At 42.8% G+C, this 20,630-nt stretch carries 17 protein-coding genes, 2 tRNA genes and 1 other annotated feature; of the genes, 13 read left to right on the forward strand and 6 right to left on the reverse strand.

The window, feature by feature from the left end:
• Positions 1-88 precede the first annotated feature (88 nt).
• The 6 genes from IEW05_RS03535 (at position 89) to IEW05_RS03560 (ending at position 6,894) form a co-directional block, all read left to right on the forward strand.
• Positions 89-1,615, forward strand: a complete 1,527-nt coding sequence (locus IEW05_RS03535; protein WP_188535885.1) for a 2-isopropylmalate synthase — start codon at positions 89-91, stop codon at positions 1,613-1,615.
• Between the two features lie 183 nt (positions 1,616-1,798).
• Positions 1,799-2,902 (forward strand): glycerol dehydrogenase, encoded by a 1,104-nt coding sequence (locus IEW05_RS03540; RefSeq protein WP_188535887.1) that lies wholly within the window; start codon positions 1,799-1,801, stop codon positions 2,900-2,902.
• Between the two features lie 133 nt (positions 2,903-3,035).
• On the forward strand, positions 3,036-4,115 hold the full coding sequence (gene leuB, locus IEW05_RS03545) for a 3-isopropylmalate dehydrogenase (RefSeq protein ID WP_188535889.1): 1,080 nt from the start codon (positions 3,036-3,038) through the stop codon (positions 4,113-4,115).
• A gap of 190 nt (positions 4,116-4,305) precedes the next feature.
• Entirely contained in the window at positions 4,306-4,851 is a 546-nt protein-coding gene (locus IEW05_RS03550) for a peroxiredoxin (RefSeq protein ID WP_188535891.1), read from the forward strand.
• A 231-nt stretch (positions 4,852-5,082) separates the two neighbouring features.
• Positions 5,083-5,505, forward strand: a complete 423-nt coding sequence (locus IEW05_RS03555) for a hypothetical protein (protein ID WP_188535894.1) — start codon at positions 5,083-5,085, stop codon at positions 5,503-5,505.
• Between the two features lie 249 nt (positions 5,506-5,754).
• Entirely contained in the window at positions 5,755-6,894 is a 1,140-nt protein-coding gene (locus tag IEW05_RS03560; RefSeq protein ID WP_188535895.1) for an ATP-binding protein, read from the forward strand.
• A gap of 64 nt (positions 6,895-6,958) precedes the next feature.
• On the opposite strand, the gene IEW05_RS03565 is transcribed toward IEW05_RS03560, so the two are convergent.
• From IEW05_RS03565 to IEW05_RS03575, 3 genes are read right to left on the reverse strand one after another with little or no spacing between them, the layout of a single operon-like run.
• Positions 6,959-7,111 carry a FeoB-associated Cys-rich membrane protein gene (locus tag IEW05_RS03565; RefSeq protein WP_188535897.1) on the reverse strand — a complete coding sequence of 51 codons (153 nt, stop codon included), beginning with the start codon at positions 7,109-7,111 and terminating at the stop codon, positions 6,959-6,961.
• A gap of 29 nt (positions 7,112-7,140) precedes the next feature.
• A complete protein-coding gene (gene feoB, locus IEW05_RS03570; RefSeq protein ID WP_188535899.1) occupies positions 7,141-9,198 on the reverse strand; it encodes a ferrous iron transport protein B in 2,058 nt (685 codons plus the stop codon).
• A gap of 28 nt (positions 9,199-9,226) precedes the next feature.
• Entirely contained in the window at positions 9,227-9,454 is a 228-nt protein-coding gene (locus IEW05_RS03575) for a FeoA family protein (RefSeq protein WP_188535901.1), read from the reverse strand.
• A gap of 246 nt (positions 9,455-9,700) precedes the next feature.
• On the opposite strand from IEW05_RS03575, the gene IEW05_RS03580 reads away from it, so the two are divergent.
• From IEW05_RS03580 to IEW05_RS03595, 4 genes are all read left to right on the forward strand, one after another.
• A complete protein-coding gene (locus IEW05_RS03580) occupies positions 9,701-10,660 on the forward strand; it encodes an aldolase catalytic domain-containing protein (protein ID WP_188535904.1) in 960 nt (319 codons plus the stop codon).
• A 165-nt stretch (positions 10,661-10,825) separates the two neighbouring features.
• Positions 10,826-12,949 (forward strand): putative bifunctional diguanylate cyclase/phosphodiesterase, encoded by a 2,124-nt coding sequence (locus IEW05_RS03585; RefSeq protein WP_229753247.1) that lies wholly within the window; start codon positions 10,826-10,828, stop codon positions 12,947-12,949.
• A gap of 110 nt (positions 12,950-13,059) precedes the next feature.
• A tRNA-Pro gene (locus IEW05_RS03590) sits at positions 13,060-13,136 on the forward strand.
• A 75-nt stretch (positions 13,137-13,211) separates the two neighbouring features.
• Positions 13,212-13,282: transfer RNA gene (locus tag IEW05_RS03595), tRNA-Gly, on the forward strand.
• A 133-nt stretch (positions 13,283-13,415) separates the two neighbouring features.
• On the opposite strand, the gene IEW05_RS03600 is transcribed toward IEW05_RS03595, so the two are convergent.
• The gene (locus IEW05_RS03600; RefSeq protein ID WP_188535906.1) at positions 13,416-13,610 is read right to left on the reverse strand and encodes a YwbE family protein; all 195 of its coding nucleotides are present in this window, start codon (positions 13,608-13,610) and stop codon (positions 13,416-13,418) included.
• A gap of 128 nt (positions 13,611-13,738) precedes the next feature.
• Positions 13,739-14,028: a binding site (T-box leader), on the forward strand.
• A 97-nt stretch (positions 14,029-14,125) separates the two neighbouring features.
• On the opposite strand from IEW05_RS03600, the gene pheS reads away from it, so the two are divergent.
• The 3 genes from pheS (at position 14,126) to zapA (ending at position 19,572) form a co-directional block, all read left to right on the forward strand.
• A complete protein-coding gene (gene pheS / locus IEW05_RS03605) occupies positions 14,126-15,160 on the forward strand; it encodes a phenylalanine--tRNA ligase subunit alpha (protein WP_188535908.1) in 1,035 nt (344 codons plus the stop codon).
• Positions 15,161-15,186: 26 nt separating this feature from the next.
• Positions 15,187-17,634, forward strand: coding sequence for a phenylalanine--tRNA ligase subunit beta (pheT, locus tag IEW05_RS03610; protein ID WP_188535910.1), 2,448 nt, complete (start codon positions 15,187-15,189; stop codon positions 17,632-17,634).
• A 114-nt stretch (positions 17,635-17,748) separates the two neighbouring features.
• Positions 17,749-19,572 (forward strand): cell division protein ZapA, encoded by a 1,824-nt coding sequence (zapA, locus tag IEW05_RS03615; protein ID WP_188535912.1) that lies wholly within the window; start codon positions 17,749-17,751, stop codon positions 19,570-19,572.
• 68 nt (positions 19,573-19,640) lie between these two features.
• Here zapA and IEW05_RS03620 read toward each other — a convergent pair whose 3' ends face one another.
• Together IEW05_RS03620 and IEW05_RS03625 are read right to left on the reverse strand one after the other, a co-directional pair.
• On the reverse strand, positions 19,641-20,015 hold the full coding sequence (locus IEW05_RS03620; RefSeq protein WP_188535914.1) for a cupredoxin domain-containing protein: 375 nt from the start codon (positions 20,013-20,015) through the stop codon (positions 19,641-19,643).
• A gap of 190 nt (positions 20,016-20,205) precedes the next feature.
• A complete protein-coding gene (locus tag IEW05_RS03625) occupies positions 20,206-20,568 on the reverse strand; it encodes a phage holin family protein (RefSeq protein WP_188535916.1) in 363 nt (120 codons plus the stop codon).
• Positions 20,569-20,630: the final 62 nt, after the last annotated feature.

Below are 20,630 nucleotides of genomic sequence, written 5' to 3' on the forward strand. Positions count from 1 at the left end.
ATTATTCCTCTAAATCAATGCGGCCGTGCCATCAGCATGAGCCGCATTGCGTTTTTTGTAGGCCTTACTAAAGTCAGGAGGCATAGGAATGCGTAAAATTTATATTTTTGATACAACATTACGCGATGGGGAGCAGTCACCGGGAGTCAATCTGAACACTAGGGAAAAGCTTGAGATTGCCTATCAGCTCGAAAAGCTTGGAGTGGATCGCATTGAGGCGGGATTTCCTGCTGCTTCGCCAGGGGATTTAGCAGCAGTTAACGCTGTTGCACGTGCGGTTAAGCAATCCACTATTATCGGTTTGTCCCGTTCTCGTGAACAGGATATCGATGCAGTACGTGAAGCTCTTAAAGGAGCTGAGGATCCTTGTATTCATCTCTTCTTGGCTACAAGCCCTATTCATCGCAAATTTAAACTGAAGATGGAGAAGGAGCAAGTAATGGAAACGGCTCAAGCGGCTATCCGTTACGCTCGGAAATATTTCTCTAAGATTGAGTTTTCTTGCGAGGATGCAGGAAGAACAGAAATTGACTTCTTATGTGAGATGACTGCGATGGCTATCGCTGAAGGAGTTTCTGTGGTGAATATTCCCGATACGGTAGGGTATTTATATCCGTATGAATATGGGAATATCTTTAAGACGCTGAAAGAAAAAGTGCCAGGCATTGAGAAGATTCAATTAAGTGCTCACTGTCATGATGATCTGGGGATGGCAACAGCCAATTCGCTAGCCGCGATACTCGGTGGAGCAGATCAGATTGAAGGTACGGTGAATGGGATTGGTGAACGCGCGGGAAACACAGCGATCGAAGAGGTAGCTTTGGCGCTTGAAACGAGAAGCGATTTCTTCAATGCCAAAACTTCGCTTGCACTGACGGAAATTTCTCGTACGAGTCGATTGGTCAGTCGTCTGACTGGGATGGTCGTTCCTGGAAACAAGGCGATTGTGGGTGCCAATGCTTTTGCACATGAATCAGGTATCCATCAGGATGGGATGTTGAAGGAGAAAACGACTTACGAGATCATGTCTCCAGAAACGATTGGACTCAAGGAAAGTAAATTGGTGCTCGGGAAGCATTCTGGACGTCATGCATTCAGGGAGAAGCTTATTGATTTAGGATTTTCTCTGGATGATGAACGCCTGAACCAGGCTTTTGCTAAATTTAAAGCCTTGGCCGATAAGAAAAAGGATGTCAGCGATGAGGACATAATCGCCATCGTGGATGAGCGTTTGATCGATGCTCCTGAATTCTTCGCTCTTGAGACGATATATGTCTCCTATGGTAACGAAATGACGCCTTCGGCTAAGGTTCGGATCACAACGGCGGATGGAGATGTACTGGAGAGGGAAGCGGAAGGTAACGGTTCCGTTGATGCCATTTACAATGCCATTGATCAGGCTTCAGGAGAGGAAGTTACCTTATCTGATTACTCCATTAAATCTGTAAGCCATGGTAAAGATGCTCTAGGTGAGGTACACGTCGTGCTTACTCAGGATACGGCTTCAGTACAGGGAAGAGGCGTAAGTACGGATATATTAGAGGCCAGTGCTCGTGCTTATGTAGATGCGTTAAACAGATTGATCGAGAAAAGACAGCTGAATAATTGGAAATAGTCAAATCAAGTCGCAGAGATAGTCTCTGCGGCTTTTTTGTATGGAGACACTCCTTAAATTTTAGATTCAAAGGTTTGAAAAGGGGAGAAGGATGTTTAATTTTCTTAGAAAGGGCCATCTTAACTGTGAACCCAATGAAGTGATGTCTTTTGGATTCAAAATGATAAAGAAGGAGTTTTTTCCATGTCTAGCAACGTTAAATCAGTGACTTCTCCTAAGAAATTTATATCCGGTATGAATTTGCTTTCTAGCTTGAATGATTACATGAAAAGTTTTGGTGATCATGCGTATATTATCTGTGATGAATTTATTCTGGAACGAGCAAAAACCGAGGCAGGGCATTCTATTGAAGCTGGCGGTAATAAGGCTGTGTTTGAGAAGTTTAATTATGAGTGCACCAAGGATGAGATTAACCGGAATCGCGAGTTAGCTCGGCAGTCTGGAGCTAATATTATCATTGGAATAGGTGGAGGAAAAACGCTTGATACTGCGAAAGCCACGGCTTATTACGAGAAATTGCCCGTAGTCATTTTTCCGACGATTGCTTCTACCGATGCACCATGTACAGCACTTGCTGTAATCTATAAGAAGGATGGATCATTCGATGAGTATTTGTTCTTACCAAGTAATCCGGACGTTGTTTTAGCAGATACAGGTATTTTGGCTGCAGCGCCAGCTCGTTTCTTTGCTGCGGGTATTGGAGATGCACTAGCTACGTATTTTGAAGCGAGGGCTTGTTTCCGCTCTCATGGCGATAATCTTGTGCTAATGAAGCCTTCGACCACAGGTTTGGGACTGGCTAAGCTATGCTATGATACATTGCTTGAAAATGCCGTGAAAGCGAAAATAGCAGTTGATCGGCATATCCCTACACGGGCAGTAGAAGCCACCATTGAAGCAACCATATACTTGAGTGGTGTAGGCGCGGAGTCCGGGGGACTAGCGGCTGCTCACGCAATTCACAATGGTATGACAGCGGTGAAGTCATTGCATAAAGCACAGCATGGTGAGAAGGTTACCTTTGGCCTATTAGCACAGCTTGTTCTGGAGAATGCACCCAAGGAAGAGCTGGATACCGTGATTAAGTTAATAAAAGATGTGGGGCTACCACTGACATTAAAAGATCTAGGTGTGAAGGATTTCGATGAAAAAGAATGGCGTCAGGTGGCAAAAGACGCTTGTGCAGAAGGGGATACCATGGGGAATATGCCATTTCCGGTGACCCCGGATGATGTGTATAATGCGATTGTTGCAGCCAATGCAATCGCTGAGTCCTATCACGATTGAACGGCTTCTCTATAGCTATAACCTATAGCCTTAATAGATTCTATATCTTTGTTTATCTTAAGTGATTATGATACAACTGAGTAAGAGTCTATTCGAGTGAGTTTATAGTTATATTGAGAAGGAGCTGGAAGTCATGGGAGAAGTTAAGAAAATTGCGGTTATAGCTGGCGATGGAATTGGACCTGAAGTAGTTGCTGAAGCGGAAAAAGTATTGAAACGTACAGAGGAATTGTTTGGTTATCGATTTGAAACTGAGCATGCACTCTTTGGCGGTATCGCGATTGATCAGAAAGGAACTCCACTGCCGCAAGAAACGTTGGATGTATGTCAGCGGGCTGACGCAGTATTACTAGGCGCGGTTGGAGGGCCACAATGGGACAACAATCCGAAAGAATTACGCCCTGAAACGGGTTTGCTAGGGATTCGTAAAGCACTTGGCTTGTTCTCAAATCTTCGTCCAGCTGTTGTATTCGATTGCTTGAAGGATGCTTCAACACTGAAGCCTGAAGTCCTTGAAGGTACAGATTTGATGGTTGTACGTGAGCTGACTGGCGGGATATATTTTGGGGAGAAATTCCGTCGTGATACTGAGCATGGGCAAGAAGCAGTAGATACTTGCGCTTATAATGTTAAAGAAGTAGAACGGATTGTGACTCAAGCATTTGAGATTGCACAGAAACGTCGTAAGAAGCTTGCTTCCGTCGATAAAGCAAACGTATTGGAAACATCGCGTTTATGGCGTGAGGTTGTTAACGGAATTGCTCCAAAGTACCCTGACGTTGAATTGGAGCATGTGCTTGTCGACAACTGTGCAATGCAATTGTTACGTCGTCCTTCAAGCTTCGACGTTATCGTTACTGAGAATATGTTCGGGGACATCCTTAGTGATGAAGCAGCTATGTTGACGGGTTCGATTGGTATGTTATCATCAGCTTCCTTGGGTGAAGGTAGCTTTGGATTATATGAGCCAGTCCATGGGTCGGCTCCTGATATTGCAGGTCAGAATTTAGCTAACCCGATTGCCACCATTCTATCGGTTGCCTTAATGTTCCGGATGACCTTTGGATACGCTGATGCGGCTGATGCAATTGAATCTGCTGTGGCAGAAGTACTAAATGCTGGACATCGTACAAGTGATATCGCAGTTGATAAGAGCCAAGCAATTGGAACTAAAGAAATGGGCGATCTTATCGTAGCTGCAATTCAAAAATAATAGATTCAAATAAAGTGAAAAATTCAAGAAATATTCTTAATTAGAATGAGTATAGAAAATAAGCTGTTATAATCTTTACTTTGATATATATGGATGATAACATTTGAAATGTAGTCTTTTACTACTGTAAACAAATAAATTTAAGACATATTTTGTGTTTCTTACATATTTTCAAAGGAGGGTTTTTATAATGGCGGAACGTTTAGTTGGTAGACCTGCTCCTGATTTTAATATGGCAATGGTAACGGGTGATGGTAAGGAATTTGGACGTGTTAAGTTGTCGGAGTACCGTGGAAAATGGTTAGTATTCTTCTTCTATCCACTGGATTTCACCTTTGTATGCCCTACTGAAATTACAGCACTTAGTGAAGCTTACAGCCAATTTAAATCGTTGGATACAGAAATTTTGGGTGTCAGCACGGACTCTGAGCACAGCCATAAAGCTTGGATCAATACTCCAACTGACAGCAACGGTCTTGGACAATTGAACTTCCCGCTTGCTTCGGATATTACGAAGAGCGTAGCTCGTGACTACGGTATTCTAATTGAAGAAGAAGGCATCGCATTGCGTGGTCTATTTATCATTGACCCAGAAGGCGAATTGAAATACCAAGTTGTCAATCATAATGATGTAGGACGTAGTGTTGAAGAAACACTTCGCGTGCTTCAAGCTCTTCAATCAGGCGGTTTGTGCGCAATGAACTGGAAACCAGGTCAAAAGAACCTGAACGCATAATTCAGTTAATAAGGTCTTGAAAGACCCCCTGATGGGCATGTAACCTTGCCAATTCAGGGGGTCTTTTACCCTGATTTTCAATCAAATCTATCAGGTTCGTGGTACAAATTCAGCCCTGTTTAAATTTTATTTAAAAGGAATTTGAAGCAGGTGTCTCGAATAAATTATATGAAGTTCCATACGATATAGAGCCAGAGTTCATCTGAATTAAATCGGAGAGGGTGATGGGGAATGAGTTTTTGCTGTGGTGCAAGTATGGTGGGAACTAAGGGAACTTTGAAGCATTACCATACGCAGGTTCATAATGTTCCCCTACTTTTTTGTCCGGTGTGCCATCGGGTGGAGGTTCATTATAAAGTGGAGAACGAATACGAGGTCTTAGCGGAGTATGCACACGGTGACGGCGTGTCTGAGATCGATTTTCAAGACTTTATTATGGAAGATGACGAGTCCATTTTTAGAAATTGTGTGAATCGTGAAGACGAGGATCCCAATGATGTTGTGCAGAGTCAAATTGATATGTCCTTGGATCTGCTAACCGTAGCCAAGTTTATTGGAGATAGTAAGTGGGAAAGTGAACTTAAGAAACGACTTGCAGTGATGAGCAGGCGGAGAATGCGGTTGCAACATAACAATAGTAACGGCATGAAATAAGAGATCATAGCTCTCATATGAGGGCTATTTTCTTTTTTTTTGTGGAAATTTTGATGTTTAGTGATGATCCCTCTTTTTTCGACAGTATCTCTGATTGAGAAAATTGGAAATCTTTACTATGATTATAATAGAATATTATACCTTGTGTGATATTTAACATGGAATTTCGAAGATATTAGTTGAGGGGAGTAAAGAAATCTCGTACATAATTATCGGACAAGCTCATTTTTGGGAATAGGGGGAACCAATTTGTTGAGTGAATTCCAGAAAACTTTGCTTCAGTCGGTTAAGGCATTTCAGTCGACCCAACTTGTAAAGAATAAGTATGAGAATGTACTACAGCATTTAGACAGTGGAATAATACTGTTTGATAGCGAAGGGGTTCTAACTTTTGTCAACGTAGAGATGGCTAAATTAATGGAATTGCCGCGGCAATCACTCATAGGGTGCAACTTACTTCAAATGCTGCGTCATCCACATCTAAGTCGTTATTTGAAGAGAAAAGTCATACGAATTTATCGAGAAACATTCCTTTATGGCAAGAAATTCCATGAATTGGTTGATGAATACGGTAGAAATTGGCTTATTACGATTACGTATGGGGATCAGATGGATGGTGACTTTCTGCTTAGTGTTAAAGATGTATCAGATTATAAGCGAATAGAACAAACGGCTTATCATAATGACAAACTGGCGATGCTTGGGAAGATATCTGCAGCTATCGCACATGAAATTCGCAATCCATTGACGTCAATTCGTGGCTTTATTCAACTTCTACGTCCACATCTCATTCAACTGGGTAGGGACGAATATGCTCGTATTATTTTGGCGGAAATTGATCGTGCTAACGACATTATTCATGAATTTCTTAATTCATCGAAACCCTCAGCTCCCTTAAAAAGTGTTATTGATATCCCGACGCTGTTAGGGGAAGTAGTACTTTTAACTGAGAGTGAAGCTCTTATGAAGAATTGTGAAATTGTACTGAGCCTTCCAGAAGATAGTAGCATGACGGTTTCAATTGATACGAAACAAATAAAACAGGTTTTACTAAATATTATTAAGAATGCAATGGAAGCCATTGAGGAAATGGATGCTGAGCATAGGGGAATGATTGATATCTCTGCACATTCCGAAGGAGAGCTTGTATATATTACAATCCGAGATAATGGGAATGGTATGGATCAGAATTTAATGAATCGCTTGTTTGACCCATTCTTCACAACGAAGGAGAAGGGCACTGGTCTTGGTTTATCTGTTAGTTACCGAATAATAAAAAACCATCGGGGACATATATCTGTGGACAGTACAAAAGGTATAGGAACCGTTTTTGAGATAACTCTTCCCATGGTTGACTCGAAGAGTGCTGTGGTAGGAGCTAGTCAATAATAAAGCAGGAGGGACAGCGACGGCGCTATTCCTCCTGCTTTTGTATTATTGTGCAATAGCTCTATCAGGGCTTTTTCGTATCACATGAGCTGAACTGACTGCAGGAGCCACTGCAACCTGCACACCCACCTCCACCTGATTTACGCTTTTTGATTGAACGATAGGTGGTGAATCCAATAATGCTTGCTATCAGCAATATGATGATAAAATCTGCCATGTTCTTCCTCCTCCTGGTACTTGCGCTAGTTATGCAAGTCCGATGCCCAGAAAATGTCCCGCCTGATAAACGACCATTGAAATTAGCCATGCTGTTCCACACTGATAGGCGATGGTGAATAAGGTCCATTTCCACGAGTTCAACTCTTTCTTCGCTGTCGCAATAGCGGCAAAGCAAGGTACATAGAGTAGGACAAAGACCATAACCGAGAAGGCAGCTAAAGGGGTGAAATGGGTCTGCAGCGCAGTGCTTAATGCGCCGGTTAACTCTTCCGTACCTTGATTAATGTATAGAATACCTAAAGTACTTACAACGGCCTCCTTAGCAATCAACCCCGTCAGTAAAGCCGCCCCGATCTGCCAGTGAACTGCCCCCGTATCTTTAATATAGCCAAACCCATTCCACGCGAAGATTGGAGATATCGCTCCACCAATGACACCAAAGATACTTTTTGATGAATCATCAACCATTTGTAAGGAGAAGTTGAAGGTTTGAAGAAACCAAATGGCAACCGACATCGTTAGAAGGACGGTTCCCACTTTGATGACATACCCTTTAGCCTTTTCCCAAGTATGCAAAGTAGTCGCTTTTAATGTAGGAATACGATAGGGTGGAAGCTCCATGACAAAGGGAGCGGCATCCCCTTTTAACACGGTCTTATTTAACAAAAGACATGATAACATAGCAACAATGATCCCAAGAGAATAGAGACTGAACACAATCAAACCTTGATGTGCGGCGAAGAAAGAGCCTGCAAATACCGCATAAACGGGTAGTCTAGCACTACATGACATAAACGGCATGAGCGTAATGGCAAGACGTCGGCTTTTTTCATCCTCGAGAGTTCGCGTTGCCATGATGGCGGGAACCGAACATCCATATCCCATCAGCAAAGGTACGAAGGCTTTACCTGAAAGTCCAAAATACTGGAACAACCGATCCATAACAAAGGCAACCCTTGACATATAACCAATGTCTTCCAAAACGGATAGACATAGGAACAATAAAATAATCTGCGGCAAGAAAGATAATATATTACCTAGACCGGTTATTATACCGCCTACAACTAAACCTTGAGTTACTTCAGATGCTCCAGCCCAAGTTAAAAATTCCGTTGCCACATTCGGTAATGTCTCGGTTAGGAAGGCTGAGAAGGGGTCGACGACCCAGGCACCAATCGTACCAACTGCAACTTGAAATACTAGATACATAATGAGGAAAAATATAGGTAATCCTAAGATTCTATGAGTAACGATTTTATCAATCTTATCGGAGAAAGTAAGATCGCCTTCTTTACGGCCTTTCTGCACAAACTTAGAGATCGATTCCGTAATGTATTTATACCGTAAATCGGCAATCATCATTTCGATTTCTTGACCCGTTTGATGTTCTGCTTGCGCAACAGCTTTGTCGACAGCTAAATTCAAAGAAGGAGATAATTTTAAAGTGTCTTTAATTTTCTCATCTTTCTCCATCAGCTTGATCGCATTGTACAAAGTGTTGGAATAACCATTGGCTGTTAATAGGTCGCTAATGGTTTGTATAGTATCACATATTTTGGAGTTGTTTAGAGCATTTTTATGGGTGAGATCATGTCCAAGCTCAAGGGAAAGGGCTTTTTCTAGCAGTTCTGTTATTCCTTGATTTTTTGAGGCAGTAATCGGGACAACAGGGACACCTAATTGCTTCTCCAAGTTGATGATGTCAATTTTATCCCCACGCAATTCAAGTTCGTCCATCATATTGAGGGCAATAATCGTAGGAATTCCGAGCTCTAATAATTGTGTGGTCAAATACAGATTACGTTCAATATTTGTAGCATCAACGATGTTAATAATGGCATCGGGTCTATCTAGGGTTAAGAAATCACGAGCAACAATCTCTTCTGGTGTGTAAGGAGAAAGGGAATAAATACCGGGGAGGTCAACGATCATTATGTTTTCTGAAGTCTTCTTACATTTACCTTCTTTTCGTTCAACGGTGACCCCAGGCCAATTCCCAACATGTGCATTGTTTCCTGTTAGGCTATTGAATAGAGTTGTTTTACCGCTATTGGGATTACCAGCTAATGCAAACCGATAACTCATCTGGGAATCATCCCTCGCTTTATTATATTTATCGTTCGACGGTAATTTGGTCGGCCTCCGCTTTTCGGATGCTAAGCTCGTAACCGCGAATATTAATTTCAATAGGATCGCCAAGAGGTGCGACCTTTCTCATTATAATTCTAGCGCCAGGAGTAATGCCCATATCCATAAGCCTTCTACGGATGGGACGAGTGCCCCCAATACTTGTAATGATGCCACTCTCGTTCGGCTTAAGTTCTTTCAAAGAAACCATCATTTCCCCAGCCTCCAGTATTTCTATATATTAATGAAATAAATTTTTTGGTCGGATAGTTTATCGCATGTTACACACGAGGAAGATGGAGAGATTGATAATCAATCTCAATTGAAAACTAAAAGTAATATAACATGATGCCGTTATTCTAACTGTGACAATCATCACAGTCAATATGCACTTTACTTTTTTTATTCGGTTCAAGTAAGATGGGAAGTACAACATATATATGGAGAGGATTCGGTAAGAATGAAATTAAATCAGTGTAAGATTGTAGATTGCACTATTCGCGACGGAGGTTTGGTTAATAACTGGGACTTCAGTGTGGACTTTGTGCAAAAGTTGTATGCCGGCTTAAATGAAGCGGGCGTGGATTACATGGAAATAGGATATAAAAATAGTCCGAAACTGCTCAAAGGAGCAGAAAATGCAGGTCCTTGGAGATTTCTTAACGACGATTTTCTACGTAAAGTTATTCCGCAAAAAGGGCATACGAAATTATCCGCACTGGTTGACATCGGCCGGGTAGACGAGAACGACATTCTACCACGTAGTGAAAGTATGCTCGACCTGATTCGGGTAGCTTGCTACATTAAAGACGTGGACAAGGCACTTCAACTCGTACAGGTATTTCATGATCTAGGATATGAAACTACAATTAATATCATGGCGCTATCTAATGTCATGGAGAATGAATTAATTGAAGCTTTTGAAATGATCAAGGCTAGTGTTGTCGATGTCGTGTATATCGTGGATTCCTATGGAAGTCTCGATTATAAAGACATGCAGTATCTAGTGGAGAAATTCAAAACACACTTACCTAATAAAAGACTAGGCGTGCATACTCACAATAATATGCAGCTCGCTTTCTCCAACACACTTGTAGCCGTTGATCATGGAGTTGAGTTGCTCGATGCATCTGTATATGGCATGGGCCGTGCAGCTGGTAATTGTCCAACCGAGCTTCTTGTCACACATTTGAAGAATACCAAGTACAATCTTAGACCGGTTCTTCAGGTTCTTGAGGAACTTCTAATTCCGCTCCGTGAGAAAGAAGAATGGGGATATATCATTCCATATATGATCACAGGTACTTTGGACGAGCATCCACGTTCAGCTATGGCACTTCGTGCTACAGAAGATCGTGATAAATCGGTCGATTTCTATGATAAAATGACAACTCCCGAAGTGAATTTTGACAAAAAATAAGCATGTTTAAAGGCCCGGAGTATTCTTCCGGGCTTTTCCTAACATCATAGTTTCGACAATTCTCCAAGATATGATGTATTTTTCGATAACAAAGGAGGAAATAGCAGAAAAATGTTGAATTTGTAATTTAGCTAAATACGTATTTTTATACATCCGGGGGAAAATATGATGCAAATCAAGGTAGAGGAAAAAACAAAAATCATTCAGATATTCATCGGTTTGACGGTTATGCTATGTGTCATCCAACTCTCTGCTTCTACAGATTTGCTACCCATTAGCGGGAATGTGCTGCGGGCAATGCACCTATTAGCTGGTTTTTCATGTGCGGCTATGTCCTTCGCTATATTCACCCAAGGATGGATTTTATTCACGGATAAACTTTCGAGACAACGACTGTATTCCGCCGTTTTATTTTCTATTTTGGGGATTTTGGACATATTCCATATTGCGGCTTTTAGTAGTTTTAATTTTTTTGGCTTTGAACCGAACCTTAATTTATCAATTTGGTTCCTTATGCTCTCTCATGGGCTTGGGGCCATAGGAATGCTATTCATTTTTAGCTTTGGAGATCGACAGGTATCGGGAAGACATAAGCTGGGTGTTTTTGCGGGAACCGTGCTTTTCAGTCTCGGTGGAATCATTCTTTTATACATATATCAGGGGCAACTTCCAAGCTTATTGAGAGTGCCTGGTTTTGGAATTGGAGAACAAATCGCAATGATTGGCATTCCATTTCTGTATGGCTTGGCTATTTTTGCAATTTTATATCGTCATCGTAAAGAACGTTCATCTGCTGCTCTGACGGTTATCACGGCACTTATGTTTATGATGATGGGACATTATTTACTAACGGTGGTTGATCCTTTAGGGACGGGATTGGCACATGCTGCAGGCGAATGGTTTATGGGGTTGTCCTACTATTTTGTTCTGAGTGGTGTTTATAAGTTAACCATCGAGGAGCCTTATCGGGGGCAACTATTAATTGAAACTCAAATGAAGCATATGGCATATCATGACGATTTGACAGGTCTTCCTAATTTGCGTCGTATGAAAGAATGTTTGGGAGAGTGCTTGAACTCATTAAGTCCTTCAACAGGTCAGATCGGTGTTGTTGTTATTAATATTAACCGGTTCAAGGCAATTAACGATTCTCTGGGGTACAGTGCAGGTGACAAGTTGCTCACGGAAGTGGGAGAGCGGCTTACGGCACTTTGCTTACCTACAGAAACTGTATTTCGCATGGGAGAAGACGAGTTTGCTGTCGTTATGCCTGGATTTAGCAATATCGAAGCGGCAGAGTCAAGAGCGAAACAACTTCTGGCTTCTGTTGATCCTGCGGTCTTGATCGATAAGACGGAGTATCATATATCCCTTAGTATGGGGTTGTCTGTGTACCCTGAGGATGGGGTTACAGTAGATGAGATGATTCAATATGCTGACATGGCTGTACATAGTGCTAAAGAACTTGGGTTGGATTTTATGCGGTATACTCCAGCTATGAAAATTAGAACTCAATCTAGAGTGGAACTAGAGAATGATATGCGAAAAGGCTTGGACCGGGGAGAGTTCTTCCTAGAGTTTCAACCGCAAGTGAGCCTTGATTCTGAACGAACCGTTGGTATGGAGGCGTTGGTCAGATGGAATCACCCTAAGCGGGGCTTACTTCCTCCTGGAGAGTTTATACCGCTAGCAGAAGAAAGTGGCTTGATCGTTCCATTAGGTGAATGGGTGTTGAAAACGGCATGTCAATACAATAAGCAATGGCAGCTCGAAGGGTATGAGCCTATATGTATTTCTGTTAATTTATCGATGCGTCAGTTCCGACAATATAATCTGGCTGATCGGGTTGATGCAATCCTTAAGGAAGTTGGCTTGGAGGCGCGTTACTTAGAGCTTGAAATTACGGAAACGATGACATTTGATATTGATACGGCATTTGAACAACTGCATAGTTTGAAGCGACTTGGCGTACATATTAGTATCGATGACTTCGGAACAGGTTATAGCTCGCTATATTACTTAAAAAGTTTGCCGATTGATCGGCTCAAAATTGACCGTTCTTTCGTGAAAGAGGTTATGTTGGACGGGAATGATGCAGCTATTGTGTCTACGATAACTACGATGGCGCGTCATTTGAAGCTGAAGGTAACGGCTGAAGGCGTGGAGAGTAAGGAGCAACTTGAATTTCTAAAACTCCAGAACTGTCACGAAGGTCAAGGTTATTTATTTAGTAAACCTGTACCTGCTGGGATCTTTGAATCGCAGTTTCTTACACGACTGGTAAGCTGATGTTGAGTAGGGTTAAGGAAAAATTTTTGAAAAAAAGTGTTGCAATGACTCTTGAAAAATGATATATTATTTCTTGTCTTCACTTGAGAATTTCTTCTCAGCGAAGCCTTCGGGACGTAGCTCAGCTTGGTAGAGCACCTGGTTTGGGACCAGGGGGTCGCATGTTCAAATCGTGTCGTCCCGACCATTATTCTTTGATGTTGGCACCGCGAAAGTAATCGGCATTATCAGCGGAGCTTATCGTCACTTTTGTGGGTATTTTGCGGGTGTAGTTCAATGGTAGAACTTCAGCCTTCCAAGCTGATAGCGTGGGTTCGATTCCCATCACCCGCTTATAATGCATGAAGAGAACCTTGTGATACAAGGTTCTCTTTTTTTTGCAACTTTTGAATCGAACGATCCTTTGCATTTAGAGCGCTAAGCTAGCGAAGCCCCAGACTAGGTCATAGCCTGGGGTTTCATTTTATTATCCATGTATCAGCTTTACTCGGCCTACCTGACCGTCTTGAAGCCGGACTTTAATCCCGTGAGGATGGTTTGGTGAATTAGTGAGAATATCTTTAACCACTCCTCTCGTTAATTGCCCGGTGCGTTGATCTTTCTTTAGAACGATGTCAACGGTGATGCCTGGTGTGATGTTCTTGCGTTCAGTACCGTTCATTTCTACCCAACTCCTCATTAATTCTTAAGTAACAATAAAGATACCACAATCAAGATGATATACAAATAAACGTCTACTTGCCATTAAGTGCAACTTTTCATATAATAACAGATAAGTCAAGTTAACTAACAAATGCATTGATGGAGAAGAGTAAGCAGAATCCTCCTTACAGGAAGGGGACGCCAATGATTGAGAGCGTCTCTATGGAAATCAGGCTGCTGAAGTTCACTCCGGAGCAGTTTCTTGAACTCCAAATTTGTCTGTTAAGATAAATGTGGTACAGTAGGGAATACCGGTCACGATCCGTTACATCGTTAAAGTGAGAGTTTGCGCATGATGTTGCCCAGAGGTAAATGCCTTGGGGGGGCCTTATTGTGTACTCTAACAAGGGTGGTACCACGGTCTTTTCGTCCCTTTATGGGAGAGAAAGGCCTTTTTTTGTTGTTTTAATTCAAGTGCTGTTCAAAAAAAGTCATTTTTAAGAAACGAAGCAACCTTTAAAGGAGGATTTATCCATGAAAGAACGTTTGATAGCACTCAAACAGGAAGCGGTGGCGCAGCTCGGTAAAGTAGCTGATGCAGCCCACTTGAACGATCTTCGAGTTAAATATTTAGGTAAGAAAGGCCCTTTGACTGAAATACTACGTGGTATGGGATCGCTTAGTGCTGAGGAACGCCCAGTAATCGGTCAAGTTGCAAATGAGGTTCGTGGCGCAATTGAGTCGTTAATCGAAGAAAAACAAGAACATTTCCAACGTCAAGAAACAGAACAACGGCTAGCAGCTGAGAAAGTCGATGTTACATTGCCAGGTCGTCCGTTGAAACAGGGTGGCATACACCCGTTGAACCAGGTTATTCAAGATATTGAGGACATTTTTATCGGTATGGGATATCGTATCGCTGAAGGTCCAGAAGTGGAAACCGACTATTACAACTTTGAAGCACTAAATCTACCCAAGAATCACCCGGCACGGGATATGCAGGATTCTTTTTATCTAACGGATGATTTGCTTATGCGTACACAGACTTCCCCGGTACAAGTAAGGACGATGGAAGCTATGAAGGGTGAGGTTCCAGTAAAAGTAATTTGTCCAGGTAGAGTGTATCGTCGGGATGATGATGATGCGACTCACTCATTCCAATTCCATCAAATCGAAGGTATCGTGATTGGTCCTCGAATTCGGATGAGCGATCTTAAAGGTACATTGCTGCAGTTCACTCGTGAAATGTTTGGGCCTAATACACAGATTCGCTTGCGTCCAAGCTTCTTTCCATTCACAGAGCCTAGTGTGGAAGTAGACGTAACTTGCATGAAATGCGGTGGACAAGGTTGTCGGGTTTGTAAAAATTCAGGTTGGCTTGAGATTCTCGGTAGCGGAATGATTCATCCACGCGTACTTGAAATGAGCGGTTATGATCCGGAAAAATATAGCGGATTCGCATTCGGTATGGGTGTCGAGCGGATTGCGATGCTGAAATATGGTGTAGACGATATTCGCCATTTCTTTAGCAACGATCTACGTTTCTTAAGTCAGTTTGCATCACATTAATTTCTGAAGAGGGAAGGGAACCTAAGATGAAAGTATCAACCGAATGGTTGTCAGATTATATTAGTCTAGATGGAGTAGACATCGAGCAGTTAGGAGAGCAAATTACCCGCTCAGGGATTGAGATCGATTCAATTGAGAACCGAAATCTTGGTGTCACGAATGTGGTAGTTGGATACGTGAAAAGTAAGGAAAAGCATCCTGATGCTGACAAGCTTAACGTTTGTATTATCGACGCTGGAGTGGGTGAAGACCTACAAATCGTTTGTGGTGCTAAAAATATTGATGCGGGACAAAAGGTACCTGTTGCCCTTGTCGGAGCCAAACTACCCGATGGTCTAGAAATCAAAAAGGCGAAGTTGCGTGGCGTCGTATCACAAGGTATGATCTGTTCTGCTAAAGAGCTCGGCATGAATATCAAGTTGCTTCCAAAAGAGCAGCAAGAAGGTATCCTCGTACTCCCAGAAAACACAGAGATCGGCACACCGATAACCAAAGTACTCGGACTGGACGACAAAGTGATGGATTTCGATCTGACACCTAACCGTTCGGACTGCTTAAGTATGATTGGAGCTGCATATGAGGTTGGTGCCATTTTAGGTAAAGAGGTTATGTTGCCGAAGGCAAACCTAATTGAAGTTACGGAGCATGCTGCAAAAGAATCTATCTCTGTGAAAATCGATGATCCGGATTTGTGTAGCCATTACGCCGTACGGTACATCTCAGAAGTGAAAATTGGCCCTTCGCCACTTTGGATGCAGAATCGTCTTATGGCAGCTGGCGTTCGTCCAATTAACAATATTGTTGATATTACCAACTACGTTATGTTGGAATACGGACAACCGCTTCATGCGTTTGACGCTGATGTAATTGCAGGTGGATCAATTGGTGTAAGAAGAGCAGTAGAAGGCGAAAAGCTGGTTACCCTGGACGGACAGGAGCGTAGTCTCACAGCGGGTGCCCTCTTGATCGTGGATGGTCTGAACAAACCGGTAGGTTTGGCTGGGGTTATGGGTGGACTTGACTCTGAGGTAACGGAGAAAACCGTTAATATTGTGATGGAGTCGGCCAAATTTGACGGGGGTTCAGTACGTAAAACATCTCGCCAATTGGGTCTTCGTTCGGAAGCTTCGCAACGTTTCGAGAAAGAAGTGGACCCTAGCGCTGTTATTCCAGCATTAGACCGGGCGGCTGCTCTCATGGCCCTTTATGCGGGCGGGACAGTTCATCAAGGTGTGGTGGAGTCGATCCTTTCTCAGCCAGAAGAAAGAGTGATCCATCTATCGGTTAACAAATTGAATGATTACTTGGGGACTGATATTTCTGCACTCGAAATCAAGGTGATCTTGTCACGTTTGCATTTTGAACATGGTGATCTGGATAACGATGTGTTAAACGTTTCTGTGCCTACACGTCGTGGTGACATTACGCGTGATGTAGATCTTATAGAGGAAATAGCTCGCTTGTATGGCTATGATAATATTCCGGTAACGGCTATTGAAGGGCCTACAACAGCTGGAGGATATACGAAGCCTCAGGCGATTCGCCGTGCACTGCGTGGGTTACTGTCTCATGGAGGCCTGCAAGAAGCAATGGGTTACTCCTTCATTCGCGAAGGAGCAGGACGCGTGTTCCCGCTACTTGGTAAAGATGGACATGAAGTAAAATTAGCTATGCCGATGAGTGAGGACCGTAGTGTACTGCGGAGCAGCCTATTACCAGGATTAATTGATATAGCTGCATACAATCGGAATCGCAAAGAGGACAATGTGGCACTATTCGAAATCGGAAGTGTGTTCCAATCCGATGAAAAAGACCTAACGAAACAGCCACAGGAGTCGCCAGTGTTGGGCTTACTGCTTACTGGTGAACGTGGAGAGAAACGTTGGAACATACCAGCAGAGAAAGTAGATTTCTATGATTTGAAGGGTGCAGTAGAAAGCGTATTTGCTTATCTCGGAATGGCTGACATGGTTACTTATGAAGCTAATAAACCACAAGGCTTCCATCCTGGTCGATCAGCATCTATCTATCTGAATACTTCCGGGGGGAAAGAATGGATTGGCACATTGGGTCAGATTCATCCGGAACTCCAACGTGAGAAGGATTTAGAAGATACGTATGTAGCGGAAATATTGCTGACACCTGTATATCAGCATGCTGGCGAACGTGTTGTATATCGTGATTTACCACGCTTCCCTGCAATGGAAAGAGATATTGCCGTCGTTATTGACAGTGATATTGAAGCTGAAGCTCTTATTTCGAAGATTAAGCAAACGGCAGGAGAATTGCTTGAATCTGTTAAAGTATTTGACGTATTCACCGGTAGTAAACTTGGAGAAGGTAAGAAGAGTGTAGCTCTTTCTCTCGTCTATCGTCATAAAGAGCATACATTGACGGATGAGGAGATCTCAGCGGTCCACGAAGAAGTGGTTTCGGCACTTGAACAAACTTTTGCTGCAGAATTGAGAAAATAGCAGGAATTATACGAAGTCACATCGAATCAATGTAAAGTATCGATTCGATGTGACTTTCGTGCAAGTATAAGGCATCAAGACACACAACGGAGGACCCGAAGGAGGCACAAATCTTTGACTACCCCTGACCGAATTACTGTTAATGTTGAGATCTATGGAACTTCTTATAAAATTGTCGGTAGCAGCGCCGAATATATGAATCAAGTTGCCCGCCGTGTGGACGAACACATGCGTGCCATATCCAAAATGTATTCTCATTTGGATACACCACGTCTTGCGGTATTGGCGGCTGTTCGTATGGCGGAGGAAGCGGTTAAAACCGAACAGATTCGCGGTGAACTTCAGACTGCTCTCCAAGAGAAAGCTGGACTCACTCAAGAGATTTCTGTTATCGAAGCATTACACACTAAGCAAGAGAGTATGTACAAAACGCTGCAAGAGGAGCAACATCAGCTAAAGATTGATAATAAAATGCTCAGTGAGCAACTCGTAAAGAGTGAGAACACGGCTAAAGAACGAGAAGCTCAGAATCAAAAGATTACGGCTCGAGTGCAAGAATTAGAGCGTCAATTGTCTGAGCAACGAACTAGTAGTTCGCAACTTCAGTCTAAGCTGGCTTCAGTAGAGCAAGTGGCTATGAAGGAGAAGGGGGAAGTTGAAAGACTCCTACTTCAAATAAAGAGCTCGCAACAACGTGAGGAAGCGGCTAAAATCAGTGAACAGCGAGCTAAGGATAATCATGCCAAGCTGGAGCAACAGACAAAGGTTATGCAATCCACGTTACAAGCTGCTGAAGCTGAGACTAAGAAACAGCTGCGCTTAATTCAGGAAGCGAAAGAACGAGAAGATAAACTTCGTGCTGAGGTTGCAAGTGCACTTCAAAATGAGAAGTCATGGCAGAAATTGGCCGAGAAGCGAAACGAGGAATTGAGTCGACTAGAAATTGGTCTGTTGGAAGCGGCTGATCGTAGTGAAAAACTAGAAGAACAGTTGCAGCTCGCCAAGCAAGAATTGGATGGTACACGAGAAGGACTTCAAGCTGAGAAAGAAAAGGCTCGGAAGCTTATTTCGGATATGGAATTGTTGCGCTCTCAAATGGAACAAGTCACTAGAGAACGTACTCATGCACTTCATACAGTAGAATCAGCAGAAGAAGAAAAATCAAGCTTACAGGAGGAAGTACAGCGTCTTGGCGAGCGTTTGGCTGAGGCTGAACGCGAGATTCAGGATTATGCTGCATTGGTTGAGGAGCAAGAATCGTCGAAGCAGGAAGTACAGCGCCTTGGCGAACGTCTGGCTGAAGCTGAACGCGAGATTCAGGATTATGCTGAGCTGGTTGAGGAGCAAGAAGCATCGAAGCAGGAAGTACAACGCCTTGGCGAACGTCTGGTTGAAGCTGAACGCGAGATTCAGGATTATGCTGAGCTGGTTGAGGAGCAAGAAGCATCGAAGCAGGAAGTACAACGCCTTGGCGAACGTCTGGCTGAAGCTGAACGTGAGATTCAGGATTATGCTGCATTGGTTGAGGAGCAAGAGGCATCCAAGCAGGAAGCGGAACGCCGAGAGCTTGAATGGCGTGAGCAGTTGGCTTCGGCGGAGCAAGAATTGGTGTCGTGGCGGGAGACAGAGGCTGATCTTCAACGACAATTAAGCCAATGGCAGCAGGAAAGTGCTGCTGGAGGGGAACAGGTTCTGAATTTGTCGTCTGATTTCAGAGAGCTTGAGGAGAATAAAGCGCAAATTGCGGAGCAGTTGCGTCAGATTTCTGAAAGCTACGAAATTGTTTCACATGAGTATCGGTTGCTTCAGGTGGAGCGAGAAGTTGAGCGAGAACAGGTTCAGAAGACAGAGCAGGAATTCTCCCGTTTAAAGGAAGACTACTCCAAGCTTCAGTCTGAATATAACGAGTGGATCGAGTTAATCGAACAAGAGAATTAATCTGTTTCGGTTGTGATTAACGTACAAGAGCCCCCGGAAAAACTGGGGGCTCTTGTATATGTTTATTGCTAATCAACGATGATTTTGGCGGTCATGGTACCATGACCAGTGCCACACATAATCGCACAGGACATTTCGTATTCACCGGATTTTGTGGGCACAATGACCTTGGAATCGTTCTTTCCATCCAATTGCACCTTTAACCCTGGAATGAGTATCCCGTGATTGCCTTCATCATTCTTAAATGTGATTTTTACGGGAACGTCTTTCTTCAGATGGTACTCATTCTGATCAAATTGGTAATTAGTTGCGGTTATAACCAGTTCTGTTTCTGGTACGATCTTATTTTCCTCTGCATTATTGTTTGACTCAGTTCCACTACTACATGCGGAAATGGCAAGCAAAAAAGTCAATGTGAGCATAAAAGCAAGTATTTTTTTCATGTTTTCTCCTATGAAATTAAAATTTCGATGACAATTACATGAAAATCATAACTCAATTGGAGAATACTTGAAAGCTAAGGGTATGAAGAATTAATGACATTTTTAGTGTATGTCTTATTTTTTACAGCAAAAGAACTCCTTGCCCGCCTGAGAACAAGGAGTTCTATGCTACATCTAAGTAAACTAGATGTTAGTGGGAATCTTTTTCCTTAGCTGCGTTAAATGGAGTGGAAACTGGGATAAACAAATCAATAATCCCAATCACCAAAGCAGCAAGTAATGCTCCTATAATGGACACGGAAACACCCGAAACAATAAACTGGGCCAGCCAGATTACAAGTGCACTGACAAGAAATCCGACGATCCCACGTCCAAAAGGGGAGACTCCTTTTCCGAAAATACCTTCGATTGCCCATCCCAGTAAAGCAATGACGAGTGCCAGCAATAATGCGCTGCCAAAACCGCCAATACTGAACTGTGGAACGAGCCATCCCACAACAATCAGAACCAATGCAGAGACAATAAAGCGAACAACGTGTCCCAGAAAATGCATGGCAAATGGCCTCCTTTTATTTAATACTACACTTGATTATCTTGTTCTTAAATTGGTCTTCT

The sequence above is a fragment of the Paenibacillus segetis genome (assembly GCF_014639155.1).
In the GTDB taxonomy this organism is placed as follows: Bacteria; Bacillota; Bacilli; order Paenibacillales; family Paenibacillaceae; genus Fontibacillus; species Fontibacillus segetis.

What these genes read in the sequence shown, in the direction of transcription:
- IEW05_RS03625 (WP_188535916.1), bottom strand. Translation starts at nt 20,568, where the DNA reads ATGCATTTTCTGGGACACGTTGTTCGCTTTATTGTCTCTGCATTGGTT.
- IEW05_RS03585 (WP_229753247.1), top strand. Translation starts at nt 10,826, where the DNA reads ATGATGCAAATCAAGGTAGAGGAAAAAACAAAAATCATTCAGATATTC.
- pheS (WP_188535908.1), top strand. Translation starts at nt 14,126, where the DNA reads ATGAAAGAACGTTTGATAGCACTCAAACAGGAAGCGGTGGCGCAGCTC.
- IEW05_RS03555 (WP_188535894.1), top strand. Translation starts at nt 5,083, where the DNA reads ATGAGTTTTTGCTGTGGTGCAAGTATGGTGGGAACTAAGGGAACTTTG.
- IEW05_RS03580 (WP_188535904.1), top strand. Translation starts at nt 9,701, where the DNA reads ATGAAATTAAATCAGTGTAAGATTGTAGATTGCACTATTCGCGACGGA.
- pheT (WP_188535910.1), top strand. Translation starts at nt 15,187, where the DNA reads ATGAAAGTATCAACCGAATGGTTGTCAGATTATATTAGTCTAGATGGA.
- IEW05_RS03540 (WP_188535887.1), top strand. Translation starts at nt 1,799, where the DNA reads ATGTCTAGCAACGTTAAATCAGTGACTTCTCCTAAGAAATTTATATCC.
- feoB (WP_188535899.1), bottom strand. Translation starts at nt 9,198, where the DNA reads ATGAGTTATCGGTTTGCATTAGCTGGTAATCCCAATAGCGGTAAAACA.
- leuB (WP_188535889.1), top strand. Translation starts at nt 3,036, where the DNA reads ATGGGAGAAGTTAAGAAAATTGCGGTTATAGCTGGCGATGGAATTGGA.
- IEW05_RS03535 (WP_188535885.1), top strand. Translation starts at nt 89, where the DNA reads ATGCGTAAAATTTATATTTTTGATACAACATTACGCGATGGGGAGCAG.
- IEW05_RS03620 (WP_188535914.1), bottom strand. Translation starts at nt 20,015, where the DNA reads ATGAAAAAAATACTTGCTTTTATGCTCACATTGACTTTTTTGCTTGCC.
- IEW05_RS03600 (WP_188535906.1), bottom strand. Translation starts at nt 13,610, where the DNA reads ATGAACGGTACTGAACGCAAGAACATCACACCAGGCATCACCGTTGAC.
- IEW05_RS03550 (WP_188535891.1), top strand. Translation starts at nt 4,306, where the DNA reads ATGGCGGAACGTTTAGTTGGTAGACCTGCTCCTGATTTTAATATGGCA.
- IEW05_RS03575 (WP_188535901.1), bottom strand. Translation starts at nt 9,454, where the DNA reads ATGATGGTTTCTTTGAAAGAACTTAAGCCGAACGAGAGTGGCATCATT.
- IEW05_RS03565 (WP_188535897.1), bottom strand. Translation starts at nt 7,111, where the DNA reads ATGGCAGATTTTATCATCATATTGCTGATAGCAAGCATTATTGGATTC.